Below are 16,998 nucleotides of genomic sequence, written 5' to 3'. Positions count from 1 at the left end.
CGTGCAGCTCAGCGCTGGCGTCGCGGGGACGGCGGGGTCGGTGGCGCCCACCGGTTGGGTCGGGGTGCCGGCGGCGGGGGTGGGCCCGCGCGGTCCTGCGGGGCCGGCGCGGGGTCGCTGCCGCTGTGGTGCATCCGGCCGGGCGAGGGATGGGTGATCGGTGCGGTCCAGCCGAGGTCGACCGCGAGGTCGTCGCGCGGGCTGACGCGCCCCGTCCCGATGTCGTACCGCCACGTGGCGCGGCGGACGCGTTCGCCCTCGGTGAATCGGAGCGTGACCGTCCAGTAGGGCCGCCCCTCGGGGCGGGACGCCGACCACTGGACGTCGTCCTCGTCCGGCTCGACGTCGCGGGCCAGGAGGTTGGTGCGGACCGAGTCGCCGATGAGGTCGTCGGACAGGCCGAAGCCCTCGCGTTCCTGGCGGCCGCCGAGGACCGACGTGATGACCTTGCGTTGTTCGGCGGCGATGGGCTGGAACCAGCGCAGGACCCAGTCCAGCGACACCCCTGCTTGCTCGGCCACGGACTCCGGTGCCTTGCCGGCACGCAGCAGGCGCTGGATCTCCGACGGCGACAGCCGCGAGGCCGAGCCGTCCAGCTTCGCGCGAGGCGCCTGCCCGACGGTCAGCGTGCCGAGCGACACGAGGGCCGCAGCCGGAGAGGGCGCGTCGGCATCGACGGGCGCCACGGCCACGTCGTGCGTCGCGGCGTTGGTGACCCCCCTGAGCAGCCGCAGCCGGTCGTCGTCGCTGGACTCCAGCATCTCCACGAGCGTGGTGATCAGCTCGGTGGTCAGCCGCGCCCTGAACCGTTCGCCGGTGGACGGGTCGACGAACACGAGGTGGGTCATGTCGGCGGTGCAGCCGACGAGGTCCAGGGCCTGCATCGTGGCCCTACCCTACTGACGCGACAGGTGGCGGTCCGTCACCCTTGACCACCGTCCGCAGGGTTGCCGTCAGGCGGGATCGCCGATCGGGGCCTTCTCGACCACGACCCGGTCCGCGGAGCCGCACCAACGACAGCTGACCGACTCGATGTCGATGCGGGCGTCGGCGGCGGACTCGATGCGACCCTCGCCCGAGAGCTCGGCATGCCAGAACCGGGTCGCGTGTTCGGTGACGGTCACGTCGAACCGGGTCAGGTTGCCGCATCCCTCGCACTTGTAGCGTGTTCCGGGCTTGAGTCCGACCGCTGAAGGGTCGTCGGTTCGTTCGCTCATCGGCGTGTGCACCGCCTCGGGCTGGGTAGATGTGTCGGTCACTGCCGGACGAGCGTACCGGCGGAGAGGACACCTGTGACAACCGAGCTGATGTGGTTCCGGCGGGACCTGCGGACCCACGACCTGCCGGCGCTGGTGGCCGCCGCCGATGCCGACCGCTTGGCGTGCGTGTTCGTCCTCGATCCACACCTGCTGGACCACGACCGGGTGTCGCCGGCACGGAAGCGGTACCTGCGGCAGGCGCTGCTCGACCTCGACAACCGGCTGGGTGACCTCGGTGGACGGCTGCTGGTCGTCCTCGGCGACCCTCGCGAGGTGGTGCCGGCGCTCGCAGCGGACCTCGACGCCGACGTCGTGCACGTGACCGCCGACCACACCCCGTTCGCCGTCGCCCGCGACGATGCGGTCGAGCAGGCGCTGGCCGACGCCGGCCGGACGCTGGAACGCCACGACGGCGTGTCGATCGCGCCTCCCGGGTCGGTGCGCACGGGGTCCGACAGCGTCTACAAGGTGTTCACGCCCTTCCACCGCACCTGGAAGGCCAGGGACCACGGCGAGCCGCTGGCCCCACCCTCGACCCTGCCGAGGGCACCGGACGGCGTCGGCGAGGTCGACGCCGTGGCTCCCACCAGGGTCGACCAGCTGGACGTCACCGGTCCGGAGGAGGCCTGGCCGGACGGCGGCGAGGGACCTGCCAGGGATCGCCTGGAGGCGTGGCTCGACGGTCCGGTCGATCACTACGACGACCGGCGCGACGTGCTCGGGGTGCCCGGTACGTCCAGGCTGTGTGCCGACCTCCACATGGGCTGCCTGTCGGCCCGCGAGGCGTGGACGCGGCTGGACCGCCGGAACCCGGGCCAGGACACCTACGCCACGGAGCTGGCGTGGCGGGACTTCTACCTGCACGTCATGGCCGAGTGGCCCGACACCGCCAGCGGTGCGTTCAGGAAGGAGTACCGCGACCTCCCGTGGCACGACGACGACGACGCGTTCGAGGCCTGGGCGGAGGGACAGACCGGATTCCCCATCGTCGACGCCGGCATGCGACAGCTCGCCGCGATGGGCTGGATGCACAACCGTGCGCGGATGATCGTCGCGTCGTTCCTGTGCAAGGACCTGCTGGTGGACTGGCGCCGCGGCGAGGCCCACTTCATGGCCAACCTCGTGGACGGCGACACCTGCAGCAACAACGGGGGCTGGCAGTGGGCCGCAGGGACCGGCACCGACGCCCAGCAGTTCATCCGCATCTTCAACCCGACCACCCAGGGCAAGCGCTTCGACCCCGACGGCGCCTACGTCAGGCGCTGGGTGCCCGAGCTGGCCGATCTGCCCGACGACAGGATCCACGAACCGTGGACGCTGTCGGAGGAGGAGCAGGAGGACCTCGGCGTGATCATCGGTGAGGACTACCCGGCACCGATCGTGGACCACTCCGACGCACGGCAACGGGCGCTGGACTGGTGGAGCCAGGCCACCTGAGCAGGTCGCTGGGAACGCGCGGGGTCAGAGGGGTTTCGGGTCGGTCGACGCCGAGCGCGGGAACTCCAACGTCGCGCGCAGCCCGCCGGAGCGTCCGCGGGACAGCCAGACGGCCCCGCCGTGTTCTGCCATGCCTGCCGCAGCGACGCGCAGGCCGAGCCCGTGCCCGGAGGCGCTGGCCTCCACGGGAAGCACGGGCAGTGGCTGGCCGAGGGAGATGAGGGCGTCCGGCACGTCGTCGCCGTTGTCCTCCAGGATCACGTCCCAGCCCCCGTCGCTTCGACGCATCGACGACCAGCGCATCTCCAGGTCGGTGCCCTTGGCGTGGTCCAGCACGTTGGCGCTGAGGTTCAGCAGGACCTGGCGCAGCACCGTCCGCTTGCCGTGGAGGCGTGGCAGCCGAGTGATGGTCATCTGCGCACCGAGCGCATCCATCCTGCTGCCCAGCAGCTCCTCGACCCAGCGCGCGCCGGCGGTCATGTCGACGACGGCCTCGGTGTCGTCGGTGGCGTCCTCCAGCAGGTCGGCGGCCATGTCCAGCAGCCGCTTGGACTGCGACACGATCCGGCCGGCGTAGTCCTCTGTCCGGCTGCCGCCGGCGCCGCGCGTCTGCTCCTCCACCAGGATCATCTCCGCGAACCCACGGATCGTTGCGATCGGGGTACGGACGTCGTGGGCGACGGCGCGGGCGTAGCGCTGCAGGCGTTGCTGGGCGCGTCCGAGCTGCTGGACCTGGGCGTGACGCTGGACGGCGTACCGCAGCGCCCGTTCGAGGCCTGCCGCATCGACCTCGTCCTTGGAGATGAAGTCCTGGGCTCCGCTACGGAGGACCTCGGTGCCCCACGTCGCCTCGGGACGTGCGGTCAGCACGATGATCGGCACGTCGAAGGAGTCGCGCATGCTGCGGACGGAGGCCAGTCCCTCGCCGTCGGGAAGCCCCAGGTCCAGCAGGACGGCGTCGAACGACCCGTTCTCCAGCTCGGCGGCCGCCGCGGTGTTGCTGCTGACGTGCACGACGTCCCAGGCGCTGCGTTCCTCGACCAGGGACGTGATCAGGGCGGCATCACTCGGCGAGTCCTCGACGAGGAGCAGGCGCCGGACGACGCGGCTCACGAGCCGGTTCGCGTGGGCAGCTGGACGACCGACAACCAGTAGCTCTCGATGCGGCTGACGACCTCGATGAACTCGGGAAGGTCCACTGGCTTGGCGATGTAGGAGTTCGCGTGCCGGTCGTAGACCCCGAGGATGTCGGCCTCGGCCCTGGAGGTGGTGAGCACGATGACGGGGATCCGTCGCCACAGCTCGTGCGCCTTCAGCCGGTCGAGCACCTCGTGGCCCCCCATCCGCGGCATGTTGAGGTCGAGGAGGATGAGATCGGGCATCGAGGCGACCGCGTCGCCGCACCGCTCCAGGTACTCCAGCGCCTCGACCCCGTCGTTGGCGACGTCCAGGTCGATGTCGGTCTTCGCCTGCCCGAACACCACCTGGGTCAACGCCACGTCGGACGGTGAGTCCTCGACCAGCAGGACACGGATCGGGCGAGCGGGATCAGCCATGGTGGTCCCGAGACTACTCTGCGCCGGGACCACCGGGCTCGTTCATGCGCGCGGGAACGACGGGAACGCCAGGTCCGCGGACGGGCCCTCGGCCTTCACGAGCGCGGCGAACCGACGAGCGTCCTCGATCGCCCGTTCGACGTCGACGCCGGCGTGGGTGGGGGCGAACGGCGCGACGTGGTCGATCCCCCGTTGCAGCAGCGAGGCGGCCCCCCTGGCGTTGCCGCGCTGGGTGTGGGTGTAGCCGACCGCCAGCTGTGCCATCCCCTTGTAGAACGTCCGTTCCTCGTCGGGGGTGACGGGGCCCTTCCACGCCCACTCGAAGAACTCGTGGGCCTCGAAGAACCGGCGCTGGTCGAACAGGTCGGCGGCGGTGTCGTGGGCCTGCTCGACGCTGGTGCAGACGTCCTCGGGCTCGACGCGGTCCACCAGCTCGTTGCGTGCGTCCCGGGGGAGGGGCGCGCCGAAGCGGTCCCTGGGACGTGCGTTCTCGGGCCGACCCTCGGCGTTGCGGTCGCGGTCGGGAACGGTGGTGGATGCGGTGGGGTTGTCGGTCATGCAGTCCTCCGGTGCCGGGGTTCCCCGACCGGGCCGGTCGGGGTATACGGGCAGCACCACTCCTTGTTCTAGCCAGTTGGGACCACCATGACACCTCCATCGACCACCTCCTCCTCTCGCGAGGCCGACTTCGTGGTGGTGGGTGCCGGCGCGGCCGGCCTGGCCGCGGCGTGGACTGCGGCCAGGAAGGGGCACTCGGTGATCCTGGTGGAGCGGCATCGGCTGGGCGGCGACTGCACCTGGACGGGTTGCGTGCCGTCCAAGGCGCTGATCACGGAGGCCAAGAAGGTCAAGGCCGCACGGGACCTGGGGTTCGAGGGGGACGTGCCGTGGGATCGGGTGATCGGCGCGGTGCACGACCGGCGGGCCCACGTGTCGACCGACGAGGACGAACCGACGCTGCGCAGCCAGGGCATCGAGGTGCTGACCGGCGAGGCCTCCTTCACCGGCCCCGGCCGGCTGTCGGTCGACGGGACGGCCGTGCGTGCGTCGAAGGCGATCGTGCTGGCGACCGGGACGACGGCCGCGCTGCCGCCCGTCGACGGCCTTGCCGATGCCCGGCCGCTGACCAACGACACCGTCTTCGAGCTGACCACGCAGCCGAAGCGGCTCGCCATCCTTGGCGGTGGGCCGATCGGCCTGGAGCTGGGGCAGGCGTTCCAGCGCCTGGGCACGCAGGTCACCGTCGTCGAGGGCGAGTCGCGCGTGGCCACCAAGGAGGAGCCGGAAGCCTCCGCGGTCATCCAGGAGGTGCTGGCCGGTGAGGGTGTGGCGTTCGAGCTGGGGTCGTTCGTGGCCTCGGTCGTCCGGGGACCGGACGCCGTGACGATCACCACCGAGGACGGGCGGGTCGTGGCCGCCGACGAGGTGCTGGTCGCGACGGGCCGTCAACCGGTGACCGACGGCCTGGCGGTCGAGAGGGCCGGGGTGGAGCTGACCGACCGGGGGTTCGTGAAGGTCGACGAGAAGATGCGCACGACGGCCGACGACGTGTTCGCCGTGGGCGACATCACCGGCGGGCTGCAGTTCACCCACGTGGGCTACGACCAGGGCCAGCTGGCCGTGAACAACGCGCTGGGGCTGATCCCGATGTCCTATGACGACCGGGTGGTCCCGTGGGTCACCTACACCGAGCCGGAGATCGGTCGGGTGGGGCTGTCGGAGGCGCAGGCCTTCGCCGAGTACGGCGACCACGCCCGGGTGGCGTGCATGCCGATCGCCGAGACCGACCGCGCGAAGGTCACCGGCGAGACGGCCGGCTTCGTCAAGCTCGTCGCCGGCCCCCACACCCTCGTGCGGGGCCTGGCCGGCGGCAACCTGGTCGGCGCGACCATCGTCGCGCCGCCTGCGGGCGAGATGATCCACGAGGTCGCCCTGGCGGTGAAGCAGAAGGTGATCACGGGCCGCCTGGCCCAGATGACCCACGCCTACCCGTCGTGGTCGCTGGCGATCCGAGAGACGGCTGCGCAGTTCTTCTTCGAGTACCGCGGCAGGGAGGCTCGCGCGGCACGCGCGGAGTAGGGATGGCGCGGCACGCGCGGAATGAACATGGCGGCACGCGCGGAATGATTCGAATTGCGACGATCGGGGTGGCCGGGTAGTCCTTCGTGCATGAAGCGCATCGGCACCACCGACCTGACCGTCCACCCGCTCTGCCTCGGCGGCAACGTCTTCGGCTGGGGCGCCGACGAACGCGAGTCCTTCCGCGTGCTCGACGCCTACGCCGCTGCCGGGGGCAACTTCGTGGACACCGCCGACGTGTACTCCGCATGGGTGGACGGCAACGAGGGCGGCGAGTCCGAGGTGATCATCGGCCGTTGGATGGCCGCCCGGGGCAACCGTGACGACATGGTGGTGGCCACGAAGGTCGGCATGAAGGCCGGGCTCGACGACCTGCGGCCGGACACGATCCGGCAGGCGGCCGATGCGTCGCTCCAGCGACTCGGCGTCGACCACATCGACCTGTACTACGCCCACGCCGACGACGCCGACACCCCCGTCGCCGAGACCCTCGGTGCGTTCGGGGAGCTCGTGGCGGCCGGCAAGGTCCGCCACGTCGCCGCGTCGAACTTCAGTGCGGCGCGCCTGCGCGAGTCGATCGAGGTCGCGGAGGAGGAGGGCCTGCCCCGCTACGTGGCCCACCAGCCGCACTACAACCTGCTGGAACGTGACGTCGAGACGTCGGTCATCCCGGCCACGCAGGACCTCGGGCTGGCCACGTTCCCCTACTTCTCGTTGGCCAGCGGATTCCTGACCGGCAAGCATCGCGACGGCGATGCGGCGGGGTCGGCCCGGGTCTCACGGGTGGAGAAGTACGCCGACGCCCGGGGGGAGCGGATGCTGGCCGCCATGGACTCCGTCGCCGAGTCCCGGTCGGCGTCGCTGGCCACCGTCGCCCTTGCCTGGCTCGCGCAGCGACCCACCGTCGCCTCCCCCATCGCGTCGGCCCGTACCGTCGAGCAGCTGCCCGACCTGCTGGCCGTGGCCGACCTCGAGCTGACCGCCGAGGAGATGGCCCTGCTCGACCGGGCCTGATCGAACGAACCGGGGGCCAGCGGCTCGCGCCGCTGGCCCTTCGTCGTTCGTGCCGGGTCCCTAGATGAGACGACCCACCAGCGGGGCGGTCTCGTTGCTGTCACGGTCACCGAGCAGGCAGAACGGGGTGTACCCGACCGCCGGCTGCACGGGACCGTTGGCCGCGAGCCAGCTGGTGCCGGAGAACCAGGCGTCGTTGGCCGACGGCAGGCCCGCACGGGTGCCCTCGAAGTAGTAGGTGTCCAAGCCGCGGTTCACGTCGTTGGAGTACAGCCACGCCGAGATCGTGCCGTCCTCGGACTCGGTGACCTCGACGGCCTTGACCGACCAGGAGTCGGACTTGCCGCCCGCGTCGCCGCTCTCGAAGCGGTGGAAGCCGATCTCGCGCATCCCCACGCCGTTGCCGCCGAGCGCCACGCCGACGAGGCCGGAGAGGTCGATCACGCGGACTCCCGCGTTGTAGAACGACATCGTCATGATCGCTGCGTCCTCGTGGATGTCGAAGACGTGCGCCGTGCAGCGGCCCAGGACCGTGGCGTTGGTCGTGATGTCGTCGATGTACCAGGAGCCGACCTTCACGGGGGTCCGCTCGAGGTCGCCGGTGATGTCGTAGACGTGCGTGCCGCCGGACGGGCAGGTCTGCTCGGCACCGGCCGCGCCGCCGAACTCGTCCTCGATGATGAGGAAGTCGCGCTCGCCCAGGATCGGGTCGGTCAGGGTGACCTGGTTGGCCTGGTGCTCGACGTTGATGGCCGGGTCCATGAAGCTGCTGATGATCTCGGGGTTGGCCGGATCCTCGGTGTTGATGATGACCGTCTGGGACAGGGCAGCGGAGTACGCGCGGGTGCCCTCGTCGTTGAAGGTCAGGTCATGGCTGTCGGTGCCCAGCCCCGGACGGACCGGCAGCGGCAGGATGCCCAGGTTGACCGGGTTCGCGAGGTCGGTGATGTCCCAGTACTCGATGCCGGCGTTCGCGGCGTTCGTGATCAGCTCGGAGTTGGAGTTGTAGAGGTAGTTCGTCGACGGGTGCACCGTCATGTTGTGCGAGCCACGCGGGAACGGGACGAAGTTGATCGTCGTCGGCGTCCGCGGGTTGGTGATGTCGACGATGAAGGTGCCCTGCTTGGTCGTGGAGAACCAGCCGTTGGCGTTGCCCTCGGTCTGGCAGATCCCGCCCCGACTGCTGTAGCCGTCGTCGGTGAACGTGAAGTAGGTGTTCGCCGCGCCGAGGTCGATGATGTTGCCGTCGGCGTCGCGTTCGCCGCGCTGGAATACTTGGACGTCGCCCTGGCCGACCGCGCACGGGTAGTAGCCGAGCTCGACGGGCAGGCCGTCGGTGACGTCCATGACCCGGGCGCCGCCGTAGATCGACCCGAACACACCGATGGTGCGGATGGTCTCCACGGCCGGGTCGGGATCGATGTCCATCTCGATGAAGTCGGAATCGGTGCCCTGGGCCTTGGAGGTCAGGTCCGGGAACCGCAGGTTGGCGCGGTGCTCGATGTTGCTGCCGGCCGCAGCCGACGCCGGCACTGCGGAGAGCATGCCCAGGACGAGCAGGGCAGCGAGGGACAGGGCGGTGAGACGCAAGTGGGTTCTCCTGGGTAGTCGGGGTTGGCCCGAGGGTTCGACGTGACAGGCCCCGATTCCTTCCCGAGCGCCGGAACTCCTCCCCCGTTGCCGGCGACGCACGACCGCGTTCCGCTCCGACATCCGTAATGGCGTGACGGTGTTGACATCGAACACTCGTTCGTCGACCATCGAACAGATGTTCCAGCCCTCTCTCAGCGACCTCGGCCAGCGGCTGGTCGACACGACGTTCGTCGTCGTCGACCTGGAGACAACCGGCGGGTCGCCGGAGCGCGATCGGATCACCGAGATCGGCGCGGTGAAGGTGCGACAGGGCGAGCTGCTCGGCGAGCTGTCGACCCTGGTCGACCCGGGTGTCTCGGTCCCCCGGGCCATCACGGCGCTGACGGGCATCTCCGATGCCTCGGTCAGCGGACGGCCACCCGTCTCGGCCGTGCTGCCGTCGTTCGTGGAGTTCGCCCGCGGCTGCACGCTGGTCGCCCACAACGCCCGGTTCGACGTGGGCTTCCTCAACGCCGCGCTGGAACGCCTCGACTACCCACGGCTGGACCACCCGGTGGTCTGCACCGCACAGCTGGCCCGCCGGCTGGTCGGCGACGAGACCCGCAACCACAAGCTGTCCTCCCTCGCGGTGCACTTCCGCTCCTCCACCGTGCCGGTGCACCGCGCCCTGGCCGACGCCCGCGCAACCGTCGACGTCCTTCACGGCCTGCTGGAGCGGGCCGGCAGCTACGGCGTGGTGACGATGGACGACCTCGTGGAGTTCAGCAAGGTCCGCAACATGCCGGTGTTCACGTCCCGCCGGAAGATGGCCGACGACCTGCCGACCACACCTGGGATCTACCGCTTCGTCTCGGCCTCCGGGGAGATCCTCTACGTCGGCAAGGCCACCGACCTCCGCGCCCGGGTCCGACAGTACTTCGGCACCGACCGGCGACGACGCATCGCCGAGCTCGTGAAGGAGGCCAAGCGCGTCGACCACACCGTGACGCCAACAGCGGTCGAGGCCGAGGTCCGCGAGGCGCGGGAGATCCGCGAGCACCGTCCCCGGTTCAACAAGCGCGGCAAGAAGGTCCGCACACCCGTCTGGGTCAAGGTCACACGCGAGGCCTACCCCCGCCTGTCGATCGTCCGCTCCCCCGGGTCCGACGGTGCGGTGGTGCTCGGCCCCCTCCCCTCCCGTCGGGTCGCCGACCTCGTCGTCGATGCCATCCACGACGCCATCCCCATCCGTCGCTGCACCACGAAGATGGCCGCTGACACCCGCTTCGCGGCCTGTGCGCTGGCCGAGATGGGCCGGTGTGCGGCCCCCTGCATCGGCCGGGTCGACGTGGATGGCTATGCCGAGGCCGCCAGCGCCGCCGAGCAGGTCCTGTCCGGCGACGTCGAACCGGCGATCCGGGTCCTGCGGGAACGCATGTCCGCACGTGCGGAGCAGGCGCGGTACGAGGAGGCCGCGGACTACCGCGACCGCATGGACGCCATCGTGTCGTGGGTCACCCGCACACGCCGGGACCAGGCCCTGCGCGCCGCCGGCACCCTCGCGGTGTCACGGCCAGCCCGGATGCCGTCGCGTCGGGAAGTCCTCGTCGCACGGGCCGGCTGGCTGCTCGGCACCGTCGTCGTCGCACCCGAGGACGTCGACCGTGCAGTGGCCGACCTGGCCGGTCGCCCCTCCCCCAGCGAGGTCCCACCACCGGAGGAGGTGGCGATCATCGGCTCGTGGGTGCACGGCCCGGGCGCCCGCCTCGAGCACAGCGATGCGCCGTACGGCTGGCCGGTCGCCAGCGGGGCGACGCTCGAGGCCGAGGCCGTCGCACTGGCTGCACGTCGCCGTCGCGCGGGCCGGCCGGAAGCAGCGCTCGCCGACAAGCGACGGACCCGAACGCCGGCAGGTGCGGGGACCCCGACCGGCTGACGGACGGGGCACCCCCGAGTGGCCTCGAGCGGAGGACCTACTTGTGCAGGACCTTCTGCTCCTCGGCGAACAGGCAGGCCGATGGGTGGCCGTGGCCGAACCGGTCGACCAGCGCCGGGTCCTCGTTGGCGCACTCGTCCCGGACCTTCCAGCAGCGCGTCCGGAACCGACAGCCGGACGGCGGGTCCGACGGTGACGGCAGGTCACCCTGCAGCAGGATCCGTTCGGGACGCTCGCGGGCGAGCACCGGGTCGGCGATCGGCGTGGCCGACAGCAACGCCTGGGTGTAGGGATGGGTGGGACGCTCGTAGATCTCGTCCTCGGTGCCGATCTCCACGACCCGCCCGAGGTACATGACCGCCACGCGGTCGGCGATGTGGCGGACCACCGACAGATCGTGGGCGATGAAGATGTAGGACAGGTTGAACTCGTCCTGGATCTCCTCGAGCAGGTTGATGACCTGGGCCTGCACCGACACGTCGAGCGCCGAGACGGGCTCGTCGGCCACGATGATCTTGGGCTCGAGCGCCAGGGCCCGGGCCACACCGATGCGCTGCCGCTGGCCGCCGGAGAACTGATGGGGATACCGGTTGATGTGGTCGGGGTTGAGCCCCACCCGCTCCAGCAGGTCGCCGGCGCGCTGCTCCCAGTCCTTCTTGGCGACCAGGCCGGTGTGGATCTTCCAGCCCTCGGTCACGATGTCGCGGACGGTCATGCGCGGGTTCAGCGACGCATAGGGGTCCTGGAAGATCATCTGGATGTCACGACGACGCTTTCGCATGTCGCCGGTGGACATCTGGAACAGGTCCTCGCCCTCGTACATCGCCTTGCCGGCGGTGGGCTCGTGGAGGCGCAGGAGGGTGCGGGCGACGGTCGACTTGCCCGAGCCGGACTCGCCGACCAGGCCGAGGGTCTCGCCGGGATAGAGGTCGAAGGACACCCCGTCGACGGCCTGGACGTGGCCGATCGTGCGCTTGAACACGATCCCCTGCTTGATCGGGAAGTGCTTGACCAGGCCCTCGACACGAAGCAGCGGCGTGCTGTCGTAGGACGGTCCCGGTGCGGACTGTGTGGCTTCAGACACGGACATCGGCTTCGAGGACCTCATCGGTGTAGTGGCAGGCGGCGTACCGGTTGTCACCGGGGACCTCGACGACGGGCGGCTCGACGTCGAAGCAGTTGGTGCGGCGGAACCGGCACCGGGGGTGGAACGAGCAGCCGCTCGGCAGGTGCGCGAGGTCTGGGGGGGACCCCACGATCGGCGTCAGCTGGGTGCCCTTCAGGTCGGCGCGCGGGATCGACTCCATGAGGCCCACGGTGTAGGGGTGGGCCGGGTTGGTGAAGACCTCGAGGCCCGAGCCGTGCTCGACGATGCGGCCGGCGTACATGACGTTGACGCGGTCGGCAACCTCCGCGACGACGCCGAGGTCGTGGGTGATCAGGACCATCGACATGCCGTACTGCTCCTGCAGGCCGGCCAGCAGCTCCATGATCTGGGCCTGCACCGTGACGTCGAGGGCGGTGGTCGGCTCGTCGGCGATGAGCACCTCGGGGTCCAGCGCGATCGCCATGGCGATCATGGCTCGCTGGCGCATGCCGCCGGAGAACTCGTGCGGGAACGCGTCGACGCGCTTCTCCGGGGACGGGATGCCGACCCGCTCGAGCAGGTCGATGCTGCGTTCCTTGGCCTCCGCCCGGCTCGCGCCCTGGTGGATGCGGAACATCTCGCTGAGCTGCCACCCGATGGTGAACACCGGGTTGAGCGAGCTGAGGGCGTCCTGGAAGACCATGGAGATCTTCGCCCCGCGGATGGCGCGTCGGTGCTCCTCCTCCATGGTCAGCAGGTCCTCTCCCCGGTAGAGGATCTCGCCGGAGGTGATGAAGCCCGGGGGACTGTCGATGATGCCCATGATCGCCTGGGCGGAGACGGACTTGCCCGACCCGGACTCACCCAGGATCGCCACGGTCTCGCCGGCACGGACCTGGTAGTTCACGCCGTTGACGGCGTTGACGACGCCGCGGTCGGTGCGGAACTCGACGTTGAGGTCCCTGACCTCGAGCAGGACCTCCTTGGCGGTCGCCACAGCGGTCGCGCCGCCGGTCGCGGGAACGTTGTCGGTGTTCTCGGTCATCGGGACACTCCTGTCGGGGTGTGCGGGGCGTGGTTCCGGGCGGTCATCGCAGCTTCGGGTCCAGTGCGTCGCGGAGGGCGTCGCCGAGCAGGATGAAGCTGAAGACCAGGACGGCCAGGAAGGCGCCGGGGAACAACATCAGGTGCGGGTCCTGCTGGATGCGGTTCTGGGCGGTGGACAGCTGCAGTCCCCACGAGATGGCCGGCGTCTGCAGGCCGACACCCAGGAAGGACAGGGCCGCCTCACCCACGATGACCGCGCCGATGGTGATCGTGGCGTACACCAGGATCGGGGCGAGGGAGTTCGGGACGATGTGGCGGGTCATGATCCGCAGGTCGGAGGCGCCGAGCGCCCGTGCGGCCTCGACGTAGTCGCTGTTCTTGTTGGCGATGACCGACGAGCGTGCGAGCCGGAGCATCGACGGCCAGCCGAGGATCACGAGGACGAACACGACGATGCCGATGCCGTTGACGTTCACGAACCCGTCGACGGTCTGGAAGATCCCGGCCAGGAACCGGATGACCGGCGACACCTCGGGGTCGTCGGGCGAGGCGTTGCGGAAGGCGGTGATCAGGACCAGCGCACCGAGGATCAGCGGCAGGGCCAGGATGATGTCGGTCAGGCGGGCGATGATCGTGTCGATGATGCCGCCGTAGTAGCCGGCGAGGGTGCCGAAGATCAGCGCGATCGAGAACGCGAACACGGTGACCGAGGGGCCGATCAGCATCGACGGTCGCACCCCGTAGATGACCCGCTCGAAGTACGGGCAACCCTTGTCGTCGAGGCCGAAGATGAACTCCGAGGACGGTGGCTGCGCGCCGAGGCGGGTGTTGCACAGCTCACGGGTCACCCCGTTGGGGGCGATGACCTGCGGGAACAACGCCATGAAGACGTAGATCAGGATGAGGATCGACGCGATGACGAAGGCGGGGTTGCGGACGAGCTGGCGTCCGGCGTCCTTCCACAGGGAGGCCTCGCGTCCGACCCCCTCGGTGTCCGTCCCGGCCCTGGACTTGCCGACCTCCAGCGGGACGCGCTCGTAGGTCTCGGAGGGGGCGCTGCTACTCATAACGGATCCGGGGGTCGAGGACGGCGTAGAGGAAGTCGACGAGGAGGTTGGCGGCCATGTAGACGAGGATCAGGAAGGTGACGATCCCCACGACGACGGCGCCGTCCTGGCTCTTGACCGCGTTGAACACCTCGCGGCCGATGCCAGGCAGGTTGAAGACGGTCTCGGTGATGATGGCGCCGCTCAGCAGCGCACCGAGGTCGATGCCCAGGTAGGTCAGCACCGGGATCATCGAGTTGCGCAGGGTGTGGATGCCCACGACCCGGCGGTTGTTCATGCCCTTGGACTTGGCGGTCCGCACGTAGTCGGCTCGCAGGTTCTCGATCACGCTCGTCCGGGTCAGGCGCGAGACGTAGGCCAACGAGACCGAGGCGAGCACGAACGCCGGCATGACGTAGCTCTGCCAGCCTGCCTGGATACCCGCGACGGGCAGGAGGCCGAGGTTCACGGCGAACCCGTACTGGGCGTACAACGCGAGGACGAAGATGGGGATCGAGATCACGGCCACCGTCGACACCTTCACCAGGGTGTCGATGAAGCCGTCCTTGCGGAGCGCGGCGAGCACACCGGCGATGACGCCGATGATCGCTTCGATCACGAAGGCGCTCAGACCCAGCCTGATCGAGACGGGGAGCTTGTCCTTCATGATCTCCGAGACCGGCCGGCCGCGGAACGTGGTCCCGAAGTCGCCCGTCAGGAGTCCCTCGCGCTCACCGCTGTCGTCCTGGGCGATGACGCCCATGTACTTGCCGTACTGGACCAGCAGCGGGTCGTTGAGGTTGAACTCGTCGCGGAGCTGGTCCACGACGCTCTGTGGCACCGGTCTGTCACCGGAGAGTGCGCGGATCGGGTCACCCGCGAGGGAGAAGACGGAGGCGAAGATCAGGAACGTCGCGCCGAGCAGCACGGGTATGAACTGAAGGATCCGCCGGATCATGTAACGACCCACGTATCAACCTTCCACATTGATTCGGACCGACAAAACGTACCCACGGCGAGGTACGTCGGCAGGTGATTCGCACCACCCTACGAGAGACGGCCCCGGTGCACGCGCGTACGCGCACACCGGGGCCGTGCTCAGCACTGCAGGACTAGCCCAGGGTCAGGGCCGTGTAGTCCAGGTTGGAGAAGGCGTCGACGGACACGCCGCTGACACCGTCGTTCCAGGCGTAGCTGTTCTGCCCGTAGAACATCGGGGCAACAGGGGCCTCGGAACAGGCGACCGCGTTGGCCTCCTGCCACGTCGGGAGGGACTCCTCGACGTCCGGGACGGCCAGCGCCTCGGCGATCAGGCTGGAGTACTCGTCGTTGGTCCAGAAGGTGGCGTTGTTGCCGCCCTCGGGAGCGGTGAGCTCCAGCAGGATCTGCAGGTAGTTCTGCGGGTGCGGGTAGTCCATGCCCCAGCCGAGGCGGAACGGACCGGTGAACTGCTGGGTGTCAGCGAGCTCCAGGTACTCCGCGAACGGCAGCTGCTGGAAGTTCACGCTGGACGCGGGGATGCCCAGGTTCTGCTCCCACTGGGTGATGACGGCGTCCATCCACAGGTCGTGGCCGCCACCCTCGTTGAACCAGATCTCGATCGAGTCGCCCAGGGCGTCGACGCCACCGAACTCCTCGAACTTCTCGGCAGCAAGCTCCGGGTTGAAGGTCCACTCGTCGCAGACGACGTCCTCGTAGCCCGGGATCACCGGCGCGAGGATGTTGTTGGCCGGCTGACGCAGACCGCCGAAGATGCCCTCGGTGATGGCCTCACGGTCGATCGCCATGGACAGCGCGGCGCGGAGCGTCGCGTCGTCGAACGGCGGGGCGTAGTTCGGGAAGCCGATGTAGTTGATGGAGGAGGACGGGGACAGGTCGCTGTTCGGGACCTGGCTGATGGTGCTCTCCCACTGTTCCGGCGGCACGGCGTCGACGATGTCGAGGTTGCCGGCGACCAGGTCGGTCACGGCGGTGTTGACGTCGGCGTAGATGCGGAACTCGATGCCGGGGATCTGGGCGGGCTCGCCCTGGTAGTCCGGGAACGCGTCGGTGTTGATGACGACGTCGTCCTCCCACTCACCGGCCATCATGAAGGGACCGTTGCCGATGGGGGCGCGGTCGAAGGCGGCGGGGTCGTCGTAGAAGGCCTCGGGCAGCGGCGCGTAGGCCGGGTAACCCAGACGGGTGACGAAGAACGGCTCGGCCTCGGTCAGCGTGATGGTGAACTGCGTGTCGGAGTCCACGGTCAGGCCGGACATGGCCTCGGCGGCGGGCGGCGACGCGTCACAGTCGGAGACCTCTTCGCCGTCGGCGTCGGTGGTCGTGCCGCACTGCAGGTCCTCGTAGCCGGCGATCGGCAGGAAGAAACCGGAGACGGACTGGGCGTTGGGGCCGTAGGCCGCGTAGTTCCAGGCGTTGACGTAGGACTCAGCGGTGACGGGGGTGCCGTCGTGGAAGGTCCAGCCGTCCTTGAGGGTGACGACGTAGGTCTGGTTGTCCTCGGTCTCGATCGACTCGGCGTTCGCCATGACCGGCTCGTAGTTGTTCTCCGAGTCGTAGTCGATGAGCATCGTGTAGAGCGCCGAGAGGACGGCGTTGCCCTCGGACTCGGTGTTGTTGGTGGTGGTCAGGCTCTCGGGCTGGCCGATGTAGGTGGAGACGCGGTCGCCGGAGGCAGCCTCGTCACCCTCGTCGGAGGGCTCTTCCTCGTCGGTGGCCTCCTCGTCGGAGGGCTCTTCCTCGTCGGTGGCCTCCTCGTCGGTGGCCTCCTCGTCGGTCGCCTCGGCGCCCGTGTCCTCGGTGGTGTCCTCGGCGGTGTCACCCTCGTCGGAGCTGGAGCAGCCGGCAAGTACCAGCGCGCTCAGGGCGAGGGCGGCAAGCAGCCTTCGCAGGTTGGACGTGGTCATCTAGTGTTCCTTTCAGAAGGATCGGTCCTACGACCGTAGTAGCACAAGAGAGCAGACTA

Annotated in this window: 15 protein-coding genes; 4 read left to right on the top strand and 11 right to left on the bottom strand. The window is 69.5% G+C overall.

From position 1 onward, the window contains the following. Positions 1–8 precede the first annotated feature (8 nt). Together sepH and CUC05_RS06170 are read right to left on the bottom strand one after the other, a co-directional pair. Positions 9–884 (bottom strand): septation protein SepH, encoded by an 876-nt coding sequence (sepH, locus tag CUC05_RS06175; RefSeq protein WP_108665209.1) that lies wholly within the window; start codon positions 882–884, stop codon positions 9–11. A 69-nt stretch (positions 885–953) separates the two neighbouring features. Next, positions 954–1,259, bottom strand: a complete 306-nt coding sequence (locus tag CUC05_RS06170) for a hypothetical protein (RefSeq protein WP_205712151.1) — start codon at positions 1,257–1,259, stop codon at positions 954–956. A 33-nt stretch (positions 1,260–1,292) separates the two neighbouring features. On the opposite strand from CUC05_RS06170, the gene CUC05_RS06165 reads away from it, so the two are divergent. Further along, positions 1,293–2,696 carry a cryptochrome/photolyase family protein gene (locus tag CUC05_RS06165; RefSeq protein WP_108665207.1) on the top strand — a complete coding sequence of 468 codons (1,404 nt, stop codon included), beginning with the start codon at positions 1,293–1,295 and terminating at the stop codon, positions 2,694–2,696. Positions 2,697–2,720: 24 nt separating this feature from the next. Here CUC05_RS06165 and CUC05_RS06160 read toward each other — a convergent pair whose 3' ends face one another. From CUC05_RS06160 to CUC05_RS06150, 3 genes are read right to left on the bottom strand one after another with little or no spacing between them, the layout of a single operon-like run. Next, the gene (locus CUC05_RS06160; protein ID WP_170127931.1) at positions 2,721–3,809 is read right to left on the bottom strand and encodes an ATP-binding response regulator; all 1,089 of its coding nucleotides are present in this window, start codon (positions 3,807–3,809) and stop codon (positions 2,721–2,723) included. Then, positions 3,806–4,252 (bottom strand): response regulator, encoded by a 447-nt coding sequence (locus CUC05_RS06155; protein WP_108665205.1) that lies wholly within the window; start codon positions 4,250–4,252, stop codon positions 3,806–3,808. Before CUC05_RS06155 ends, CUC05_RS06160 begins: the two co-directional genes overlap by 4 nt. Positions 4,253–4,294: 42 nt before the next feature. Next, positions 4,295–4,810 (bottom strand): DUF309 domain-containing protein, encoded by a 516-nt coding sequence (locus tag CUC05_RS06150; RefSeq protein ID WP_157965277.1) that lies wholly within the window; start codon positions 4,808–4,810, stop codon positions 4,295–4,297. 87 nt (positions 4,811–4,897) lie between these two features. On the opposite strand from CUC05_RS06150, the gene CUC05_RS06145 reads away from it, so the two are divergent. Both CUC05_RS06145 and CUC05_RS06140 read left to right on the top strand, forming a co-directional pair. Next, positions 4,898–6,331, top strand: a complete 1,434-nt coding sequence (locus tag CUC05_RS06145) for a dihydrolipoyl dehydrogenase family protein (protein ID WP_108665204.1) — start codon at positions 4,898–4,900, stop codon at positions 6,329–6,331. A gap of 90 nt (positions 6,332–6,421) precedes the next feature. Further along, positions 6,422–7,345 carry an aldo/keto reductase gene (locus CUC05_RS06140; RefSeq protein WP_108665203.1) on the top strand — a complete coding sequence of 308 codons (924 nt, stop codon included), beginning with the start codon at positions 6,422–6,424 and terminating at the stop codon, positions 7,343–7,345. Positions 7,346–7,405: 60 nt separating this feature from the next. On the opposite strand, the gene CUC05_RS06135 is transcribed toward CUC05_RS06140, so the two are convergent. Continuing rightward, on the bottom strand, positions 7,406–8,935 hold the full coding sequence (locus CUC05_RS06135; RefSeq protein WP_108665202.1) for an LVIVD repeat-containing protein: 1,530 nt from the start codon (positions 8,933–8,935) through the stop codon (positions 7,406–7,408). Positions 8,936–9,068: 133 nt separating this feature from the next. On the opposite strand from CUC05_RS06135, the gene CUC05_RS06130 reads away from it, so the two are divergent. Continuing rightward, complete coding sequence (locus CUC05_RS06130) at positions 9,069–10,853, top strand: DEDD exonuclease domain-containing protein (protein WP_108665201.1); 1,785 nt, start codon at positions 9,069–9,071, stop codon at positions 10,851–10,853. Between the two features lie 37 nt (positions 10,854–10,890). Here CUC05_RS06130 and CUC05_RS06125 read toward each other — a convergent pair whose 3' ends face one another. The 5 genes from CUC05_RS06125 to CUC05_RS06105 form a co-directional block, all read right to left on the bottom strand. Further along, positions 10,891–11,943, bottom strand: a complete 1,053-nt coding sequence (locus CUC05_RS06125; protein ID WP_108665200.1) for an ABC transporter ATP-binding protein — start codon at positions 11,941–11,943, stop codon at positions 10,891–10,893. Further along, positions 11,930–12,985: an ABC transporter ATP-binding protein gene (locus tag CUC05_RS06120; protein ID WP_108665199.1), complete on the bottom strand. Its 1,056-nt coding sequence runs from the start codon at positions 12,983–12,985 to the stop codon at positions 11,930–11,932. Before CUC05_RS06120 ends, CUC05_RS06125 begins: the two co-directional genes overlap by 14 nt. Positions 12,986–13,028: 43 nt before the next feature. Further along, entirely contained in the window at positions 13,029–14,054 is a 1,026-nt protein-coding gene (locus tag CUC05_RS06115; protein ID WP_108665198.1) for an ABC transporter permease, read from the bottom strand. Then, positions 14,047–15,003, bottom strand: coding sequence for an ABC transporter permease (locus CUC05_RS06110; RefSeq protein WP_108665197.1), 957 nt, complete (start codon positions 15,001–15,003; stop codon positions 14,047–14,049). The genes CUC05_RS06115 and CUC05_RS06110 overlap by 8 nt, the downstream gene beginning before the upstream one ends. Before the next feature lie 142 nt (positions 15,004–15,145). Beyond that, complete coding sequence (locus CUC05_RS06105; protein ID WP_108665196.1) at positions 15,146–16,939, bottom strand: peptide ABC transporter substrate-binding protein; 1,794 nt, start codon at positions 16,937–16,939, stop codon at positions 15,146–15,148. Positions 16,940–16,998: the final 59 nt, after the last annotated feature.

The organism is Euzebya rosea (assembly GCF_003073135.1).
GTDB lineage: Bacteria > Actinomycetota > Nitriliruptoria > Euzebyales > Euzebyaceae > Euzebya > Euzebya rosea.
This window is presented reverse-complemented; position numbering and strand designations above follow the sequence as displayed.

What these genes read in the sequence shown, in the direction of transcription:
- sepH (WP_108665209.1), bottom strand. Translation starts at nt 884, where the DNA reads ATGCAGGCCCTGGACCTCGTCGGCTGCACCGCCGACATGACCCACCTC.
- CUC05_RS06155 (WP_108665205.1), bottom strand. Translation starts at nt 4,252, where the DNA reads ATGGCTGATCCCGCTCGCCCGATCCGTGTCCTGCTGGTCGAGGACTCA.
- CUC05_RS06150 (WP_157965277.1), bottom strand. Translation starts at nt 4,810, where the DNA reads ATGACCGACAACCCCACCGCATCCACCACCGTTCCCGACCGCGACCGC.
- CUC05_RS06145 (WP_108665204.1), top strand. Translation starts at nt 4,898, where the DNA reads ATGACACCTCCATCGACCACCTCCTCCTCTCGCGAGGCCGACTTCGTG.
- CUC05_RS06140 (WP_108665203.1), top strand. Translation starts at nt 6,422, where the DNA reads ATGAAGCGCATCGGCACCACCGACCTGACCGTCCACCCGCTCTGCCTC.
- CUC05_RS06125 (WP_108665200.1), bottom strand. Translation starts at nt 11,943, where the DNA reads ATGTCCGTGTCTGAAGCCACACAGTCCGCACCGGGACCGTCCTACGAC.
- CUC05_RS06120 (WP_108665199.1), bottom strand. Translation starts at nt 12,985, where the DNA reads ATGACCGAGAACACCGACAACGTTCCCGCGACCGGCGGCGCGACCGCT.
- CUC05_RS06115 (WP_108665198.1), bottom strand. Translation starts at nt 14,054, where the DNA reads ATGAGTAGCAGCGCCCCCTCCGAGACCTACGAGCGCGTCCCGCTGGAG.
- CUC05_RS06105 (WP_108665196.1), bottom strand. Translation starts at nt 16,939, where the DNA reads ATGACCACGTCCAACCTGCGAAGGCTGCTTGCCGCCCTCGCCCTGAGC.